The sequence below is a fragment of the Saccharospirillum alexandrii genome (assembly GCF_004000275.1).
Lineage (GTDB): Bacteria > Pseudomonadota > Gammaproteobacteria > Pseudomonadales > Natronospirillaceae > Saccharospirillum > Saccharospirillum alexandrii.
Genome location: NZ_RCIP01000001.1, coordinates 922065 through 939601 on the forward strand (window position 1 = coordinate 922065; position 17537 = coordinate 939601).

Genomic DNA, 17537 nt, shown 5'->3' on the forward strand with positions numbered 1-17537 from the left:
CAACATGAACTGACGTCATTTAGTGTCCAGCGTCTTTCCATGTCCTACGTCTTTCAGTGTTTTGCGTCTATTAATGTCCTGCGTTTTTTCAAGCCTCAAACGTAGAATGCAAATTAAAGTAAGCCCCACGCTTGGCCAGCAACTCATCATGAGTACCGCTTTCAATCACCCGCCCTTCTTCCAGCACATGAATCAAATCGGCATTCATCACCGTGCTTAACCGATGCGCAATCACCAGGGTGGTTTTGCGCTTGGCGAGGTCTTCCAGGGTTTCCTGAATGAGTTTTTCGGTGCGGGTATCGAGCGCCGAGGTGGCTTCGTCGAGCAGCAGAATGGGCGCATCGCGCAGCAGCGCCCGGGCGATGGCCACGCGCTGGCGCTGACCGCCCGAAAGGTTCGTACCACGCGGGCCGGCCAGTGTATCCAGCCCAGCTTCCAACTGGCGAGTGTACTCATCGACCAGTGCCTCTTTGGCGGCCTTGTCGACGCTGGCCATATCGGCATCCAACTTACCCAGCAGAATGTTCTGTTTAATGCTTTCGTCGAACAACGCCGAATCCTGACTGACCACGGCGAACAACTGCCGCAGTTCAATCAGATCCAACTGGTTAATCGGCACATCGCCCAACCGAATGGTGCCCGATTGCGGGTCCACCAGCCGGGTTAACAAATTGAACAGCGTGGTTTTACCCGCGCCCGAGGCACCCACCAGGGCCGTCATTTTCCCGGCTGGGGCGATTAGGCTCAGATCGTGCAACACCGATTTATCAGCATAGCCAAAGTTGAGGTGATCCATCACGATGTCCAGCTCGCCTACATTCGCAGGCACCGGCACTGGGTTTGGCGGTGTAACGATGTTTGGTTTCAAATCCAGAACGCTGTAAATACGCTCCAGGCTGGCGCTGGCCGCCTGGAAGGCACCACTGATGTTACTCAGCCGGCGCAACGGGTCAAAAATCAGTGCCATGGCGGTAAAAAAACTCATGAACTGACCGATGGTTTTTTCACCTTCGATGATCTGATGCCCGCCATAAATCACAACCGCCACAAAGCCAAAGCCAGCCACCAGGTCAATCATCGCCGGCATCGCCGCCTTGCCAATTTCCGAACGCCGCTGGTATTTAAAAAACCGTTCGGTTTCTTTCTGAAAGCGACCGTCTTCGTGCGCCTCGAGATTATTCTGTTTAATGGCGTTAATGCCGTGAAAAATTTCGTCGAGACGCATCGACAATAACGACGACACTTCCCGCGAACTGCGCGTGGTTTTCAGAATCAACCGGCGCAGCAAGGCAATGGGGAACGACAGTAGCGGCAGCCCAAACAACGCAAACAAAGTCCAGCGCCAGTCGACCAGCATGGCGACGGTTAACAGGGCAATCAGCGAAATAGAATCCCGCCCCAGGTTGATCAGCGCGGTGCTGGCAAAGCTTTTTAACGCCTGGGTATCGCCCCGAACCCGTTCAATCAGCGCACCGGGCGAATGGGTACCAAAGAACCCCGAATCGAGCCGAACCAAGTGGCTGAGCATGTCTTTTTGCAGGCCGGTCACCACACGCAAGCCCACGGTAACGGTAATGACGCGCTGGCCAAAGCCGCCGAGTGCACGCGCCGTGAACACGATAAAAATCGCCAGGGCGATCCACACCACCTGGTCGGCATTGCCTTGCACGAACACCTGGTCGAACATCGGCTGAACCAGGTAGCTGAGCAGGCCCAAGGCACTGCCCTCTATCACCACCAGCACCGCCGCCACCAGCAACACGCCGAGATGGCTGCGCAAATAACCATGCCACAGCCGTCTGATCAGCTCCCGGCGAGGGGTATTCTGGTGGTTTTCCAAATCGAACTCATTCACGCCTTAGCACCTTGTCGACAACCCAACTGGCAAAACCACCGGGTTTGAAATTACGCTCTAATTGCTGCGGGTCGTACACATCGGTCACCCATTGCCTGAACTCAACCGGCGTGGTGGCCGTGTACCGCTCGAACTCGCAAAAAAATTCATGCAGCAGCCCAGTTTTTGCGCCTTTAAAATGCAAATACCGCCAGGAAAGCTGCGCCTTGGCATCCGCTACCGCGCCCTGTCCGGTCGCCAGTAAATACACCCCGGCGGCAAACCCCGAGCGATCTGCACCGGATTTACAGTGAAACAACACCGGTGTTTCAACACTGAGCATCAGCTCGATCAGCTCGTTCACACGCTCTGGCTTGGGCGCCCCACGCGATGACATGCGAAATGAAATCAGGTTAACGCCCGCCTGCTCGGCCGCTTCAACCTCAAACAGCGAAGCACCTATGTTCCCCAACCCGCGCAAACTCACGATGGTCTGCATGCCTTCACGTGCCATGCGGCGCACCTGGCCTGCGCTGGGCTGATTGCCCCGCCATGCATTCGCCGTGAAGGGTTTCGGGCGGTTCCACAATGGGCGCAGCAGGCCGTGGTCGATCACCATGGCATCGAACCAGGCAATGGCCCGGGCACCTGGCCGGTCGAAATGAGCTGCGACATAGCGGCGCATACTCTTCAGCTTACGATCGAAATACGAGTCAGCCATGCGCCAAGCCTGCCAAACGGCGCCGCATTTTAGCCACAAACGCCTGTTTTCTGCGTTTGCCCACGGCTTTGATCAGGCTTTGCGTGGGGATCCAGGTTCGCTCGCCCAGCCCGTCGATAATGACAAACCGTTCGTCTTCCCCACCAGCCCCCTGCAGAACAATGTTCTCCGCATTCAGGTCACCAATCACCAGATCAGTCTTCTCGATGGCCTGCAGCACCTGTTCCAGTTTCTGTTGCCGGGTGGCCGTCATTGCACGCTGCTGCATCAGTTTGCGCACGGTGGGCGCGAGGTTGCCTTGGGCATCGCGAGCGGCGGCGACCAGCAACCCGAGGCCCAAATCCGTATCGACAACGCCGTATACCGGGGCAATGTGGTGCACAATGTCACCGTAGTCCCGATAGCGGGATTCAACAAACTGCTTCAGCTCCCGCAGCATGCCCGTGGTGTACATGAAATGGTCTTCCTGCCGCGCAAACCAGCCTTTTAGCCCCTGCGCCGGTTTCTGGTCCATTCGACTCATGTGCACTTTAATCAGCACGTCTCTGGAATCCGGGTGTTCATAGACCCAGCGCGTCTTACTGTTCAGCAACGGTGTATGACTGGTGAGCGTAACGGGATCCAGAATCACAATGGTTCACCGCCAGGGCCATTGGCAAACAGGGCTTCCGGGCGACCAATGTGCTGGTCCAGCCAGCTAAAAAAGGTGTGTCGGGTTGAATCGTCCATACTCTCCAGGCTCTGGAAACACGCATACAGAATGGTCGGGTCGGTCTCGATGCGTTTCAATAGATCGCTCAGCCGTGGCTGGCAGTAATCGGCTGGTTTGAACCTTAGGGTCGCGACCCGATTATCCACTTCGGCCTTACCCTGCTTCATGGCCAGGTGGTTCACCAGCGAGTCGGCCAGAAACTGCGAGCCATCGCGCAACCGAAAGCTCATATTACGCGCCAGCTTCTCTGGGTGAGCCGCCATATAAGCCGCCATAACCGACTTCAACAAGGGGTGGGGTTTGTGCGGCACCTTGAAATAGCGAAACCGGTAACCAGCCAACCAGGCTGAGTAAGCCTGGGCCTGGTGGTTACCCGGCCGCGCATCGGCCTCTCGGCCGCCCCCAAACACCTGCCGCACAACAAGCCCCGGCCGTTGTAGTTGCCAGCGGCCAGACAATACCACCCTGCCCTGGTTAAACCAGTGAGCGGGCTGCACGGGTCGCATCAGCATGAAGTCGTCGTTCAGAAATACAAACTGTTCTGCCAAGCCTGGAATGTTCCAGAACATCGACTTAATCGACCGAATGTTAAAAGTCGGCAGTCCGTGTTCATATCCTTTAAACAAGGCGGCATGGTCGACCATCACGACCTTATCGCGCCAGGGCGACTGACGGATGGCCGCCATAAATGCCGGTTCCTGAGCGTCGGCAACGATGTGTATTTTTCGTAACCAGGGAGCAAACGTCAACAGCGAGGCAATGCAGTAAGCAAACTCCCCCGTTTCCTGGTACCGCCGGGCATCTGCTACTTTTGGCCGGTGGCCAATTGATTCGAGGTAGGCGTTCAGCTTGGCTCGATGAGCCGGGTCTTCCCCGTTTACCCAGGTGACAACGGCGTCTATTTCCGGCCCGTTACTAACGGCCATTGTGAACACCCTGTTGCCTGCCCAGGTGCCACTTTCTGCCCAAATCAATATCAAACTGGGTGGGTGTGAATTTGCCGCGCCCTCTGACCGGGTAGTTCGTCAGTTCGCCGACGTAGAACCGGTCGCCCAGCACATAAAAATCCACTCTTATAAAGTCGAGCGCTTCTGAGAGTTTTTCTGCTACAGCCAGCATCTCGTTCAGATGTTGCGGCGGTGGTGTGTAAGCTGCCTGAGGCCTTCGCCAGCGAACATCAAGTTTATTCCAGCGGGAATCGTATAAGGTTGAGGTGAAGTCGTTAAAGCGGTCGTTATCGAGCTTTATAAACTCGCACTGGCCATGAATCATGCAGAACTTGTAGTCGGCGGGAATGCCACCCGATGCATCCAGCAACAGTTGCTCAACCATTATTTTGCGCGCTACATGAGTATAAGCCCACTCGTGATTTCGAATGCCATACGGCTCGCGCAACCAGGCGTTTGCCTGCTTATTGAAAGCCGCTACATCGAATGACGATTTGTCTTTCACAATGAGGTTATTGCCCGACCCATGGTTAGACTTAACCACAAATTGATTGGGCAGCGCGTCGAAATCCAGATCTTCAGGGCGGCTAGCCACCGCCAGCAAAGGCATTAAAATACGCTCGGCAGCCTCGGCACCCAATACCTCTTTTACGAATTCGCGCATCCGGTATTTATCGGCAATAACCGGTAACAGCGGGTTCCGATCGTATATTTTTTTCCAGCAGATTTTTTCGTTAAACGACGTCGGGTTTTTAAGGTTAAGGGGGTAACCATGAGCTTTCAAAAACCGCTTGCGCTCACGCGGGAAGCCCAGCAGGCGGTCGAGCCCGGCCACCAGTTGTTCTTCCCAGGTGCGTAATAGCCATTTCATACATCGGGTTCCTGTAAGCTTATTCGCGACGCAACAATCGGTCGACCAGCCAATTACTGCCAGGCCGGGCTTTAAACTGCCGGATCATCTCGGTTCGATCGTACCCGGTGCGCATCCAATCTTCGAATGAGATGCCAGTAGCCAGGTTAGCCTTTTCGTAAGTCTCGATGAAAAAATCCATCATTCCGGTCGAAGCGCTTTTAATGTGTAAGAAGCGCAAAGACAGCTGGGCTTTCGCTTCTGCCGCTGGCCTGCCAAGGTAAATAAGATACAGCGCGGCCACCAGGCCAGCCCGGTCTGCACCCGACTTACAATGAAACAACATAGGCTTGGGGGCGGTTTCGAACAGATTCAGCAAGGTTTCCAGATGCTCCAGGGTTGGCGGGCGCCGGGAGCTGAGCTTCATGCTGTGCAATTGCAACCCCAAACGCGCGGCGTGGTATTGCTCCAGGTGAAAGCCACCACTGTGGCCTTCGCCCCGTAGATTGATCACCGTGCCAAAACCACGGCGTGCCAGCGCCCGCAAGCGCCAGGGAGTGGGCTGGTTCGAGCGCCACACCCCCGGTGCCACCTGAAATGGCCGGTTAACCGGCATGCGCAGCAGCCCCAGGTCTACCACCAATAAATCGGCCCAGGCCGCCAAGCGCGCCAGGGGCCGTTGCATCTGCCCAGGCCAGACGGACCGCCAGCGTGACATCAACGAGGTTTTGCCTGTTTTGGTAGCTGGCATGAAAAGGTGGGTAACCCGATAAATTCAAACGGGCGTATGGTACTCAAACCCGCCCGGCTTTCCTACCGTTGATTTTTGCCTGAAACGCCCTTCTCGGGTATGCTTCGCGGCCGCCTTTAACCCGCTGCCAGCCCCTGAACGCATGACACAACCACCAGCCTACACGCCGCTTACCACACTCAACTTGCCGGGTTACGAAGGTGAAGTTGAGCAACGTTACGCGACCGATACCGTGCAACGCTGGCTGGCGGGTTTGCACACCCGGCTGCAAAGCCAGGAGGCCGACTTACTGTACCGGCAGCGCAACCGCGTTTACCGCCTCGATGACCCGCTAAACCCCACCGCAGAAGCCGTATGCATCAAAGCCTTTAAACAGCCCGATGCACTGCGCGCCAAGCTGTACCGCAAACGTGGCAGCAAAGCCGCGCGGGCCCATGCCTTCAGCAAGCACCTGTATGCGCAGGGTGCGGCGGTAGCCGAGCCCATAGGCTATATGGAACGCTGGGAAGGCGACCGGCTGATCGAGAGCTACCTGATTACCCGGTACATTGCCGATTCGACCGATCTTTACTCCGAAATGACCTATCTGCTGCGCGAACGCCCCTACGCAGAAGACTTCATTAAACTGTTGCGGTTCAGCGCCAACGCCATTCGAACCATGCACGACAGTGGGTTTATTCACGGCGACCTGGGCCCGCAAAACATTCTTATGCAGCGCACCGGGCCGGCCGAATGGTCGCAACCTGCGTTTATCGACCTGAACCGCGGCCGGTTGAAAGCCGACCCCAGCCTGCGAGAACGGGCCGAAGACATGGAACGCATGAAAATTCCGTCCCATTTTCTGCAAATCTTCCGGCACATTTACTGGAACGACGGCCCCATTCCCGCAGACTTTCAAAAATGGGCCGACCGGTACCGGGCGCGTTTCCTGCTGCACCAGCGGTCGCGCAAATGGCGCCACCCCATTCGCACGCTCAAGCAATGGCTTGCCCCGGCCGCGCAGCCGGCCAACAAAACGGTATCGACCGGTCAGCCCAGCGAGCGGGATGTGTGGCTGTGGGATTCAAAATCGGCACAGCCCTCGGTGATGCTCAAGGGGAAAGACCGGGCCCGCTGGCGCACCAAACGCGACCTCTGGCCCACACTTTCGGCCAACCTGCGCCGCGCGCCCGCCATACGCCGCCACTACAAGCAGCTGAAAGCGGCCGCCTTTGCCCGGCCGGTACCCATGGCCACCCGACTGGGTGTTTGCCTTGATGTAGACGAACACTGGCCGCAACAACTCAGCCAGCTGCGCGCAACCCCCGGGCTGCCGGTGTTCTTGCGGGTGTACTTCCATCTGAGCGAACCGCACTTGCAGCGCTGCATAGATGCCGTGAAACAACTGGCCGACGCCGGCCACGAGGTCTCACTAGGCCTTGTGCAATCCCGCCTGGCGGTGATTGAACCGGCGCGCTGGCAAGCCTTTGTTCACGATGCCATAACCGCTACTCAGCCCTACCTGCACTGTGTTGAAATTGGCCACGCCGTCAACCGGGTGAAATGGGGGTTCTGGAACCTGGAAGAGATGTCGCGCATTTGGCAGGGGGTGAGCGAACTCAAAGCCCGCTACCCGCACCTCACCTTTCTGGGCCCGGCGGTGAATGACTTTGAATTCCAATATTACCCGCCATTACTGGAAGCGGCGGGTGAGCCCGTCGATGCACTTTCGAACCACCTCTACGTAGACCGCCGCGGCGCGCCGGAAAACGCCCAAAGCGGCTTTTCCACCCTAGAGAAGTGCCTGTACGCCAAAGCACTGGCCGACACCTACGGCAAAGCCGGTTTCTACATTACCGAAGTGAACTGGCCGCTGCACAACACCGGCGACTACTCGCCCCTGGCCGGTGCCTACCGGCCCCAGGGCAAACCGGAGAGCCCCCTGCACGTAAGCGAGCAAGAAAGCGCGGCCTACATGATTCGCTATGCACTCATTGCCCTGTGTTCGGGCACCACCGAGCGCATTTGGTGGTGGCGCCTCTCCCACCCCGGCTTTGGGCTGATTGACGACCTGAACGGCTGGCGTGAACGCCCCGGCTGGCCTGCGCTGGTGCATTTTCACAGCCTGATGGCGGGCGAGACCTTCCGGGGGCGGGAAGAAAAACAAGGCGCGATCTGGTGGCATTTCGACGGAGTGAGCCTAGTGTATTCGTTGAGCGGCAGCCAGTTAACACTAGGCTCAGACACGGCACGGGTAACCGACCTAACTGGCCACCCTCTGGCTGCAAAAGCGGGAGACACCCTAACCCTAACCGGAAGCCCGATTTACCTGCACAAACCTTCAGCCTGAATTGGAAGAGATGCGAAGCGACAGCAGACGAACAACCCACCACACCCGCTGGAGGGCAGTCCTCTGCCCGACCGGAAGCCCCCCCGGCCAGTGAACGAAACCACTGCCAAAAGGCCAAAATCACGGGTCACTTATTCTCCCCGTCACCCAGAGGAATGGCTTCCCACAAATGTATAAGACACTGCTAGCCTGGCCCAGCGTCCTTCAATATTTCACGTCAGTGAAGGTATTGCGCCTCTTCATGTTTCGCGTTTTTTAATATTTTATGTATTTTAATGACTTACGTTTTCTCCCGCTCTGAACCGTGCACAGAGTGCATGGAATAATCGCGGAGTATGGTGTTAATCAGGGTCTGGTAACCAATGTGTTTTTCTGCAGCTTGTTTCTTCAATAGCAACACGACATCGTTATCCAGGCGGATAGTGGTGGATACCTTTTTAGCCGAATAAAAACGACCCCGAACGCCGCTTGAGAAATCGTAATCAGCCTCCAGCTCAAAATCGTCCAACGCTGCCCTTTGCTCAAGTGTTCTCATAGAATGACCTCTCACTGCGATTCGCCTCTCTTGCGCTGATGATGCGAATAACTTCTTCACCTTCATCTGTGAAGAAAACATTAGCGACAACCAAGATTTGCCTGTTCTTTTTACTGCCCAAGGTAATCCAACGCTCTTCAAAATAACTGTAACGGTGATCTAACCGCGCGACATGAAGAGGGTCTGCAAACACCTCTTTGGCCAATTCAAAGGATACACCGTGCTTGCGAGCATTCATCTGGCTTTTTTGATCATCCCATTCAAACTGCACTCACCTTTCCTTGTAATAACACTGTACCTACACAAAAGCATAGCAGATCGGTAGAAAAAGAAAACCTGAGAGACATGGAACAACACGGAACACTAACTGACGCGATACAGGAAGGAGCGAAGAACACCGACTGACGCAACCTTCAAAAAGGGAACGAAAAACGCGAAAAGACGCCCAACCCTCCAAAACGTCAGTTCATGTGTCGCGCCTCTTGTTGTTTCGCGTCCGTGAATGTCCTGCGTCTTTCACCCTTTCCATTCACCAAACTGCAACATTTGCCTGTTACGGTACCAACCACTCACTGATCACCCCGCCTTCCATGTCATTTCCCACTACCTGGTTTAACCGAAGACCCGCGCCTGCACACCCAGCCTGGCCGACTGAGAACGGCCTTACGTTCGTGCACCACCAACCCAGGCTCTACAACGTAGGCGACGACCTATGCTCACCCCGGCATTATTTCAACCTAACGCCCGCCCAGCCCGGCCTGGTGATCATGGGCGGTGGCGCTTATGGGCGGTATGGCGTGAAATACATTCGACACTACGGCTACAAACCTGGCAATACCGTACTGTGGGGCGTTGGCGAATCCCGCAGTAAGGCAACCGGTTCAACCGTTACCAGGCTGCCCTTTCTGGCCTGGGGCCTGAGAGACAAAGACCGAGTAACCGACGCGCATTTTCTGCCCTGTGTATCCTGCCTGCACCCCATGCTCAACACACCAGCCGCCCGCACCGGCACATTGCTATTCCTGAATGCCGACCCGAACGTCACCCACCGCAAGGCAGCCGAGCACCACCTGGCCCTGGCAAACGCCCGGGGCTGGCACTTGCGTTACAATAACGCCAGCGCCGCAGAAACAGCCAGCGCCCTGGCCCGGTGCCAGCGGGTCATCACCAATTCCTACCACGGGGCCTACTGGGCCCTGCTTACCGGGCACGAGGTTATCTTGCTGGGCTACTCGTCAAAATTCATCAGCCTGTACCGCAGCCTGGGGCTCGACCCGGCCGCCATAACGCCCATACAGCGGGGCGACCCCGCCAGCTTGCAACACCAATTGGAAAACCCGCCGTTTAAAAACGGCGCCCGCCTGGCCAGTCCAAGTGAAACAAGAGACGAATTCAGGGATATCAACCAGTGTTTCGCACAGGGCCTGGTCGACCGGGGCATTCTGCAATCGGCCGGGTTGGCCTAAGCAACGCCTCTTCCAGGTGACTTTAGCGGCTACTGGTTGCCCGAGGTGGGCATCAGCAGCGGGTTAAACGGCAGTATTGAACGGGGCACCGCCGAGGTGTGGGAACAATTTTCGAAGGTCATGCCCATCTGGCGTGCGGTTTGTGCCGCCAGCTCAAACGCCGGTAAAACGCGCGAGTGAAAAGCCTTCTCAAGCCCACACCAGGCGGCGTTCTCCGGCGTTTCATAGAAACGGGGCTGGTTAAAATTCGTCATATCGAACCCCACCAGCAACAGCTGCCGCACGCGCAGATGAAAGCCAAGCTGCACCCCCGCATACATCACCGTGCCGCACCCAAAATGGCCCTGCTGCAGGTTCAGGCTGAGCTTTGCCTCGCCTTTGCGGCGGTAATGCTGTGGGGGTACCTCTTCCAGAGAACGCCGGGGTTTGCCGTAGGGGGTTTCAAAACCATCGAGGTAATACAACCGAAAGTGTCCGAACAAGGCCGGGTCTAGCGCGCCCAGTGCCTGCAGCGCACTGCCCACCAGGCACAAACGGGTGCCTCTGGGCAGGCACCGCAGCATATCGCCTTTTTCCTGAATAAAGCGGGCGTCTTCAATCACGACGGCGTAGGGCTGCTTAACCACCCCCTCCCGGCACAACGCCACCGCACCGTTAACCAACACGCACGCAGCGCGAGCCAGAGGCGCCAGATTCTGCTCACGAACCGAAGGCCCGCTGCCCACCACAAACAGCTGTTCAGGCGCGTTTTGGCGTAAAGCCGCCCACGAATGCGTTTCAGTCACGAAGCGCCCCTGCCAATGCAACCGCCATACATCGCCCTGCGGCGAGAGGTTCAAATACGGCAAAGTACGGGCCACGTGATGCATGCTGGGCGGGTGCGTTAACCGGTACCCCAGCCGAACAAACTGGGTAAAGGGTTTAAATGGCTTGTAACGCGCGGTTCCGGCTGAAGTAGCTAGCATGGTAGGCACACCCAATTACACAGTTGCCCGCAGTGTGTGCCAAAACTCTTACCGTTTAATGACGCCCGTGCAACGCTTGGTTACACTTGGCCGACAAGATCAGTGACCCCGCAGCCTTCCCCAACACTAAGGGCGTTATGAAACTCAAAGAATACCCTGTCTCAGCCTGGCACTCCGCAGCGCTCTGGCTTACGCCGGTAAGCCACTTGTTAAGCAAGGCAAAGGGGCAAACCGTACCCGTTGTGGTGTCGTTCACCTCCATCCCCTCCCGGTTGCCAATACTGCACCTAACCGTGCGCAGCCTGCTGCGACAAACCGTGCACCCGGAAAAACTGGTGCTGTGGCTGCACCACGACCTGAAACCCCAGGTGCCCGAACGGTTGAACGCTCTGCAAAACGAGCTGTTCGAAATACGCTACGCCGACCAGACCTGCGCGCACCGCAAACTGGTGCACGCCCTGGCGGCCTTCCCGGGCAAAACCATCGTTACCTGCGACGACGACCTGCTCTACCGCCCCAACTGGCTGGCAACGCTTTACCAGGAGCACCAAAACCACCCGGACGACGTAATTGGCCACGAATGCCGGCGCATTCATTACAGCGAACAGGGCGACACCCTGCCCTACGCCCAGTGGCGCATGGAGCAACGCGGCACCAGCCACCGGGATACCCTGGCCATTGGCTTCGGCGGCACGCTCTACCCGGCCAACCGCTTGCACCGGGATACCACCGACCCAAAGCTCTACCTGAACCTGGCCCCCCGGGCCGACGACCTGTGGTTCAAAGCCATGAGCCTGCTGAACGGCACCCAAACCCGCCGCAGCGAACAGCCTCCGCGCAAGCCCATACCCATTATTCGCTCCCAGGCTGAAGCCCTGGGCAAAACCAACATCAAACTCGACCAGAACCGCACCCAATGGAATGCCATTCGCGAGCACTACGACCTGGGCACTGCAACCACAACAGCGGGTAAAACCAGCGCCCCCACTAAAGACGAACCCGCCTGAAACAGGCTAAACTTCGCCCCCGAAACCGCAAGCAACAGGACCCACCATGCAACAACCGCAACGTCTTGGCGTGGTTATAACCACCTACAACTCGCCGCGCTGGCTTGCCCACGTGCTAAGTGGCTATGAAACCCAGACAGACCCCGACTTTACCGTCATAATCGCCGACGATGGTTCTACAGACGACACCCGAGCCCTGATAGACGAGGTAAACGCTCGCGGCCGCCTGAACCTGGTTCACGTGTGGCACGAAGACCAGGGCTTCCGCAAATGCACCATACTCAACAAAGCCATTGCCGAGACCGACTGCGACTACCTGGTGTTTACCGATGGCGACTGCATTCCTCGCGAAGACTTCATAGCCACCCACAAAGCCATGGCCGCCCCAAACACCTTTTTATCGGGCGGGTACATCAAACTCACCATGCCGGTATCTGAAGCCATTACCGAGGCCGATATTCGCAGCGGCGCTGTGTTCAAGCGCGACTGGCTGACCCAACACGGCCAGCCCAACACCCACAAACTGTGGAAACTGACACGGCGCCCCTGGCTGGTAAAGCTGTTAAACAGCCTCACCCCCACCAAAGCCACCTGGAACGGCATGAACAGCTCTACCTGGACGCAAGACATCAAAGACGCCAACGGCTTCAACGAAGACATGCAATACGGCGGGCTAGACCGCGAACTAGGCGAACGCCTGTGGAACAAGGGCCTGGTATCCCGCCAGATACGCTACAGCGCCGTGTGCCTGCACCTAGACCACGCCCGGGGATACGCCAAACCGGAAATATGGGCCAAAAACCGGGCGATACGGGATGAAGTGAAAGCAACTGGGCGGTACAAGGCTAAAAACGGAATAGAAAAACTGGAAACGCCCGACTAAACAGCAAACAACACACAACCCACATTGGTAATAAGCTACATTTGCCTACAAAAGCAGAACATACCGAGATGCCCAAAATAGACGTGTCAAGGTGAACAAAGTCACTACCCTGTGCTACCATTCTGGCTAATTAAATCAAACACTTAGTGACAGTCTAAATGCCCGAAACCAGCCAACCGCTATCACCATTCAATGTAAACCGCTGGTTTCCTTCAGACTTTCATCGCGGGCCCAATATTGTGGTGTGGATTGGGCTGCTCTCTACCTTCATTGCTGTGTTCATTAAGTTATGGACGCCAACGAGCATTAACCGATTCCCAGAGAGCCTGGCCACCCTGCTGTTCCTGGGCATACTGGTACATCAATGGCGAGTTCTAAAACGCGAACCAATCGTTTGGCTTTTGTTCCTATTCATTCTGGTACCTATACTGCTATTCGGCATTCACTACTTGCAAAGCCCCGAAACTGCTTTGGCCTATGAAAGTACTGATAAGATGGCTAGGTTGATGCTGTTTCTTCCATTCGGATGGTGGCTTGGTAATTCACCCCGAACTTGGTATACATTTTTTGCGATAGCTCTATTCGGATTCATGATAGGCGTGTTCGTTAATCCTGAATTCTCAGATTCGCTAGCAAAAGCACTTGATGGTCAGCGAGCCGGATGGGGACTAATCAATTGGCAGCATACAGCGATGTACTCGGGCACTGCGTTAATCGCGGCCCTGTGTTTTGGACCTACTATTCTGAGTGCGACTAATAAACGCGCCCGATTCGTTGGTGGTCTACTATTTGGTATTGCACTGTTGTGGGCTATTGCTGGCGTTATTACAACCCAAACAAGAGCAACCTGGTTGGGATTGGCTATCTGTGGCGTCATAGCTACCCTTGGTACTCTGATTTGGATTATTCGATCCAAAAATAACAAGCACCGCAATAAAGCAATAATTACACTTGGGATACTCACCATCATCGTTTTGGGTGTTGTTCCGATAACTGCTAAGCCCGTACTGGAAAGATTTCAAACTGAAATGACCGTGGTGGAACCACTGTTAGCGGGTGACTTTGAAAACATCCCCCCCAATAGCATGGGTGTCCGCCTTGAAACCTGGATTATAGCCGCTCAGTGGATCGAAAAGCGCCCTTTTACCGGTTGGGGTGGAGATGTAAGAGACACCGCCATTTCATCTTCGGAAAAATTATCACCCTTCGTAGAATGTTGTATCCGCCACTTTCATAATACGTTCATTGAATTTACCATCTCATATGGCTTTATTGGCTTGTTGACTCTGCTGGCGGTATTCATTTACATGCTAGCCAGATCGATTAATCTGTGGAAAGCCGGTTGCGCTTCGACAATGCTTGTAACATTCACAGCCTTGATCACACTCTACTATTTTGTGATCAATATATTTGAATCTTACCTTTTCTTCTGGAGTGGCGCATTTATTATTTCAATTGCTTATGCACCAATCACAAGCTGTATACTTAGGGCTAACCTCACTTCAATAAAAAACAAACGAATTGAACATCAAGTTACCGCTAGGTAAAGGATTACTATTCATATGAACAAGTTTGATCAACTTTCTCCATTACTATTTCGGTTAATAGACCTTACGAGTGTCACAGCTGCTTCTTATTTAGCCTACTACATCCGTTTCGGTAACTTAAGCCTACCAGATCGCTTCCTCATCGCGACAATCATCGGTGCACTACTGGTTGCTTTTTTTACTTCCTACAAAGCTGCATACACTTCCTGGCGAGGACACTATGGTTTCCAGTTGGCAGGTCGTTTGTTAGGTGCATGGACATTGGCGGGAGCTAGCCTACTCACAGTACTGGTGTTAACTCATCAGGGTGAATATTTTTCCAGAATCTGGCTAACTGGCTGGTGGTTAATTGGCTTAGCCATGGCTTTAGTTGCACGCTTGGCAGTATATAGCTTCTTGGCGATATATAGAGCCCGCGGACACAACAGAAGAAGAGTGGTACTATTGGGGCAGCAACAAAGCTGCCGAAACGTAGAGAGCCAACTTCAAATGGCAAGGTGGAGCGGTTTTGATGTAGTGGCTTCATACTGCACGAACGATGATTTAAACATCAAGAACTTGATAGAAAACTTGAATCTAAACAGTCTTGCAGACGAAGTTTGGTTAGTGGCCTCACTGGCTGAAGGCGACTGGGTAAAGAAAGTAATGTTCGAATTGCGAAACAATACACAAAATGTACGCTATGTTCCTGATGTAAGTGACCTGCGACTGCTGAACCACAAAGTCAGCCAAATTGCCGGGATTCAGGTAATGGACATGAGCCTATCACCAATGGATGGTATGGCCGGATTGATAAAACGATTGGAAGACATTGTATTGGGTATCGGCATATTCATCATGGTTTCACCCATCATGCTTGGAATTGCGCTAGCTGTTAAACTCACATCGCCTGGCCCCGTATTATTCAAACAAAAACGGAACGGTATAGACGGCAAGCCGATTAAAGTCTACAAATTCCGTTCAATGAAGATACACCAGGAGACGGTAAACAGAGTAACTCAAGCTACTAAGAACGACCCTAGAATTACACCACTTGGTAGATTTTTACGACGGACCAGCTTAGATGAACTGCCGCAGTTCTATAATGTAATTCAAGGGCGCATGAGTATTGTTGGTCCACGACCACATGCAATTCAACACAATGAATACTACCGCGAACTTGTAGAAAGCTACATGCGCCGCCACAAGGTGAAGCCAGGCATAACCGGCTGGGCGCAGGTAAATGGGCTACGAGGAGAGACAGAAACGCTAGAAAAAATGGCTAAACGAGTTGAATATGACTTGTTTTATATTGACAACTGGTCAGTCTGGTTGGACTTAAAGATTATCATTATGACAATCTTTAAAGGTTTTTTTAATAAAAATGCTTATTAATAAACTCTATAAATAAGATTGTGTAGCTGCCTATTATTAACCCAATGTTTGGGTAAGGATAGCGGTAATCCCCCTTTTATAGGGTATGTCAAAAGTAGAACGTAGGCCGCTGCGGCCAGTTTCTGTTGCGGGGTTATTCCCCCAAGGGCCATGTTTGGCCGTTAATTATTGTAAGTCTAAAGCCATTGTGTGTAACCATCCCCTAGAATAGGGGCATGTGTAAATAGAGTTCTCCGGCCTACAATAAGGCAATCGGAGGACACCATGAAGAAATCACGGTACAGCGAGTCACAGATCGTTAAGATCCTGAAAGAGGTTGAAGGTGGCAGACTGGTCAAGGAGGTGTGTCGGGAGTACGGCATCTCCGATGCGACCTACTACAACTGGAATTCCAAATACGGTGGTATGGAGGCCTCTGATGTGAAGCGCCTCAAAGAGCTTGAAGAGGAAAACCGTCGTCTGAAGCAGATGTACGCCGAGCTGAGCCTGGACCATAGGCTCCTAAAGGACGTCATCGAAAAAAAGCTGTAAGTCCAGCCGTTCGACGAGAACTGGTGGATTACCTCAAGCAGGCTCACGGCGTCAGCATTCGCAGAGCCTGCCGAATCGCTGGCATCAGTGACTCTGTGTACCGGTATCGACCGGATAGCTCCCGCGATGAACCGGTGATTGCAGCGCTTCAAAGCGCGACTGAACGCTATCCCGCCTACGGCTTCAGCAAGCTGTTCAAGGTGCTGCGACGCTGGGGCCACGGATGGAATCACAAGCGAGTCTACCGGCTGTATTGCGCACTCAACCTGAACAAGCGACGACGGGGCAAGAAACGACTTCCGACACGAAACCCGGAGCCATTGAGCGTGCCAGTCACCGTTAATCGATGTTGGTCCATGGATTTTATGAGCGACAGTCTGTTCTGTGGCCGCCGATTCCGCACCTTTAACGTGGTAGACGATTTTAACCGGGAGGTACTGGCTATCGAGATAGACCTGAACCTGCCAGCACCGAGAGTCATACGGGTTCTGGAGCGCATCATTGCTTGGCGAGGCTACCCGGCCAAACTACGCATGGATAACGGCCCTGAATTCATCTCGATTGCCTTGGCAGATTGGGCTGAACAACACAGTATCGAGTTGGAGTTTATCAAGCCAGGCACACCCACCCAGAACTCAAATGTTGAGCGCTTTAATCGGACTTATCGGGACGAGATCTTGAACATGTATGTCTTCCGGAACCTCACCGAAGTCCGAGAGTTGACCGAATCCTGGATGACGGAATACAACGATGAGCGTCCCCACGATTCACTGGAAGACCTGACACCATGGGAATATTTGGCTAGACATCAACGGGCAGAGAACTCTAATTTACAGTGCAACTAAAACAGGGATGTTTACAATGCACTTGACCATAGAGGCAACCATGCCGCCGAACTTGGCGCGCCACCTGTAGAAAGTGGCGCTGCTCATGCCGTGCTCTCGGCACAGTTCAAGTACCGGCACGCCATTCTCGGCTTGCGGCAGGATGGCCATAATCTGGCTATCAGTAAAACGGGACTTTTTCATGCAGAGTCGCCTTCCCCTATAGGGTATGTGAAATTCTACTTTTACTCACCCTTATCA

The 17537-nt window shown here is 54.3% G+C and carries 16 protein-coding genes and 1 pseudogene; 7 read left to right on the forward strand and 10 right to left on the reverse strand.

Annotated elements, in window-relative coordinates; translation table 11 throughout:
* Positions 1-88: 88 nt before the first annotated feature.
* The 6 genes from EP166_RS04295 to EP166_RS04320 are packed head-to-tail and all read right to left on the reverse strand — an operon-like array spanning position 89 to position 5815.
* Positions 89-1855, reverse strand: a complete 1767-nt coding sequence (locus EP166_RS04295) for an ABC transporter ATP-binding protein (RefSeq protein WP_220432478.1) — start codon at positions 1853-1855, stop codon at positions 89-91.
* The gene (locus tag EP166_RS04300) at positions 1848-2555 is read right to left on the reverse strand and encodes a fused DSP-PTPase phosphatase/NAD kinase-like protein (protein WP_127555549.1); all 708 of its coding nucleotides are present in this window, start codon (positions 2553-2555) and stop codon (positions 1848-1850) included. The genes EP166_RS04295 and EP166_RS04300 overlap by 8 nt, the downstream gene beginning before the upstream one ends.
* A complete protein-coding gene (locus EP166_RS04305) occupies positions 2548-3186 on the reverse strand; it encodes a YrbL family protein (RefSeq protein WP_164743810.1) in 639 nt (212 codons plus the stop codon). The genes EP166_RS04300 and EP166_RS04305 overlap by 8 nt, the downstream gene beginning before the upstream one ends.
* Positions 3183-4193: a Stealth CR1 domain-containing protein gene (locus EP166_RS04310; protein WP_127555551.1), complete on the reverse strand. Its 1011-nt coding sequence runs from the start codon at positions 4191-4193 to the stop codon at positions 3183-3185. Before EP166_RS04310 ends, EP166_RS04305 begins: the two co-directional genes overlap by 4 nt.
* On the reverse strand, positions 4183-5085 hold the full coding sequence (locus tag EP166_RS04315) for an ATP-grasp fold amidoligase family protein (RefSeq protein ID WP_127555552.1): 903 nt from the start codon (positions 5083-5085) through the stop codon (positions 4183-4185). Before EP166_RS04315 ends, EP166_RS04310 begins: the two co-directional genes overlap by 11 nt.
* 19 nt (positions 5086-5104) lie before the next feature.
* Entirely contained in the window at positions 5105-5815 is a 711-nt protein-coding gene (locus EP166_RS04320; RefSeq protein ID WP_127555553.1) for a fused DSP-PTPase phosphatase/NAD kinase-like protein, read from the reverse strand.
* A gap of 142 nt (positions 5816-5957) precedes the next feature.
* On the opposite strand from EP166_RS04320, the gene EP166_RS04325 reads away from it, so the two are divergent.
* The gene (locus EP166_RS04325; protein ID WP_127555554.1) at positions 5958-8144 is read left to right on the forward strand and encodes a lipopolysaccharide kinase InaA family protein; all 2187 of its coding nucleotides are present in this window, start codon (positions 5958-5960) and stop codon (positions 8142-8144) included.
* 280 nt (positions 8145-8424) lie between these two features.
* Here EP166_RS04325 and EP166_RS04330 read toward each other — a convergent pair whose 3' ends face one another.
* Together EP166_RS04330 and EP166_RS04335 are read right to left on the reverse strand one after the other, a co-directional pair.
* On the reverse strand, positions 8425-8679 hold the full coding sequence (locus EP166_RS04330; RefSeq protein ID WP_127555555.1) for a BrnA antitoxin family protein: 255 nt from the start codon (positions 8677-8679) through the stop codon (positions 8425-8427).
* A complete protein-coding gene (locus EP166_RS04335) occupies positions 8666-8950 on the reverse strand; it encodes a BrnT family toxin (RefSeq protein ID WP_127555556.1) in 285 nt (94 codons plus the stop codon). Before EP166_RS04335 ends, EP166_RS04330 begins: the two co-directional genes overlap by 14 nt.
* Before the next feature lie 319 nt (positions 8951-9269).
* On the opposite strand from EP166_RS04335, the gene EP166_RS04340 reads away from it, so the two are divergent.
* Positions 9270-10145 carry a polysaccharide pyruvyl transferase family protein gene (locus EP166_RS04340; protein WP_127555557.1) on the forward strand — a complete coding sequence of 292 codons (876 nt, stop codon included), beginning with the start codon at positions 9270-9272 and terminating at the stop codon, positions 10143-10145.
* 29 nt (positions 10146-10174) lie between these two features.
* On the opposite strand, the gene EP166_RS04345 is transcribed toward EP166_RS04340, so the two are convergent.
* The gene (locus tag EP166_RS04345; RefSeq protein ID WP_127555558.1) at positions 10175-11110 is read right to left on the reverse strand and encodes a hypothetical protein; all 936 of its coding nucleotides are present in this window, start codon (positions 11108-11110) and stop codon (positions 10175-10177) included.
* Between the two features lie 137 nt (positions 11111-11247).
* On the opposite strand from EP166_RS04345, the gene EP166_RS04350 reads away from it, so the two are divergent.
* The 5 genes from EP166_RS04350 (at position 11248) to EP166_RS04370 (ending at position 17297) form a co-directional block, all read left to right on the forward strand.
* Positions 11248-12117 carry a glycosyltransferase gene (locus EP166_RS04350; RefSeq protein ID WP_127555559.1) on the forward strand — a complete coding sequence of 290 codons (870 nt, stop codon included), beginning with the start codon at positions 11248-11250 and terminating at the stop codon, positions 12115-12117.
* 46 nt (positions 12118-12163) lie between these two features.
* A complete protein-coding gene (locus tag EP166_RS04355) occupies positions 12164-13000 on the forward strand; it encodes a glycosyltransferase family 2 protein (protein ID WP_127555560.1) in 837 nt (278 codons plus the stop codon).
* 158 nt (positions 13001-13158) lie between these two features.
* A complete protein-coding gene (locus tag EP166_RS04360) occupies positions 13159-14547 on the forward strand; it encodes an O-antigen ligase family protein (RefSeq protein WP_127555561.1) in 1389 nt (462 codons plus the stop codon).
* A gap of 15 nt (positions 14548-14562) precedes the next feature.
* Positions 14563-15921, forward strand: a complete 1359-nt coding sequence (locus EP166_RS04365) for an undecaprenyl-phosphate glucose phosphotransferase (protein ID WP_127555562.1) — start codon at positions 14563-14565, stop codon at positions 15919-15921.
* Between the two features lie 264 nt (positions 15922-16185).
* A protein-coding gene (locus EP166_RS04370) for an IS3 family transposase (RefSeq protein WP_246026212.1) occupies positions 16186-17297 on the forward strand; the annotation gives its coding sequence in 2 pieces (ribosomal slippage) (positions 16186-16447 and positions 16447-17297; 1113 coding nt in all).
* A 24-nt stretch (positions 17298-17321) separates the two neighbouring features.
* Here the strand turns inward: EP166_RS04370 and EP166_RS04375 are convergent.
* Positions 17322-17480, reverse strand: a pseudogene (locus EP166_RS04375) (transposase); the annotation flags it as partial.
* Positions 17481-17537: the final 57 nt, after the last annotated feature.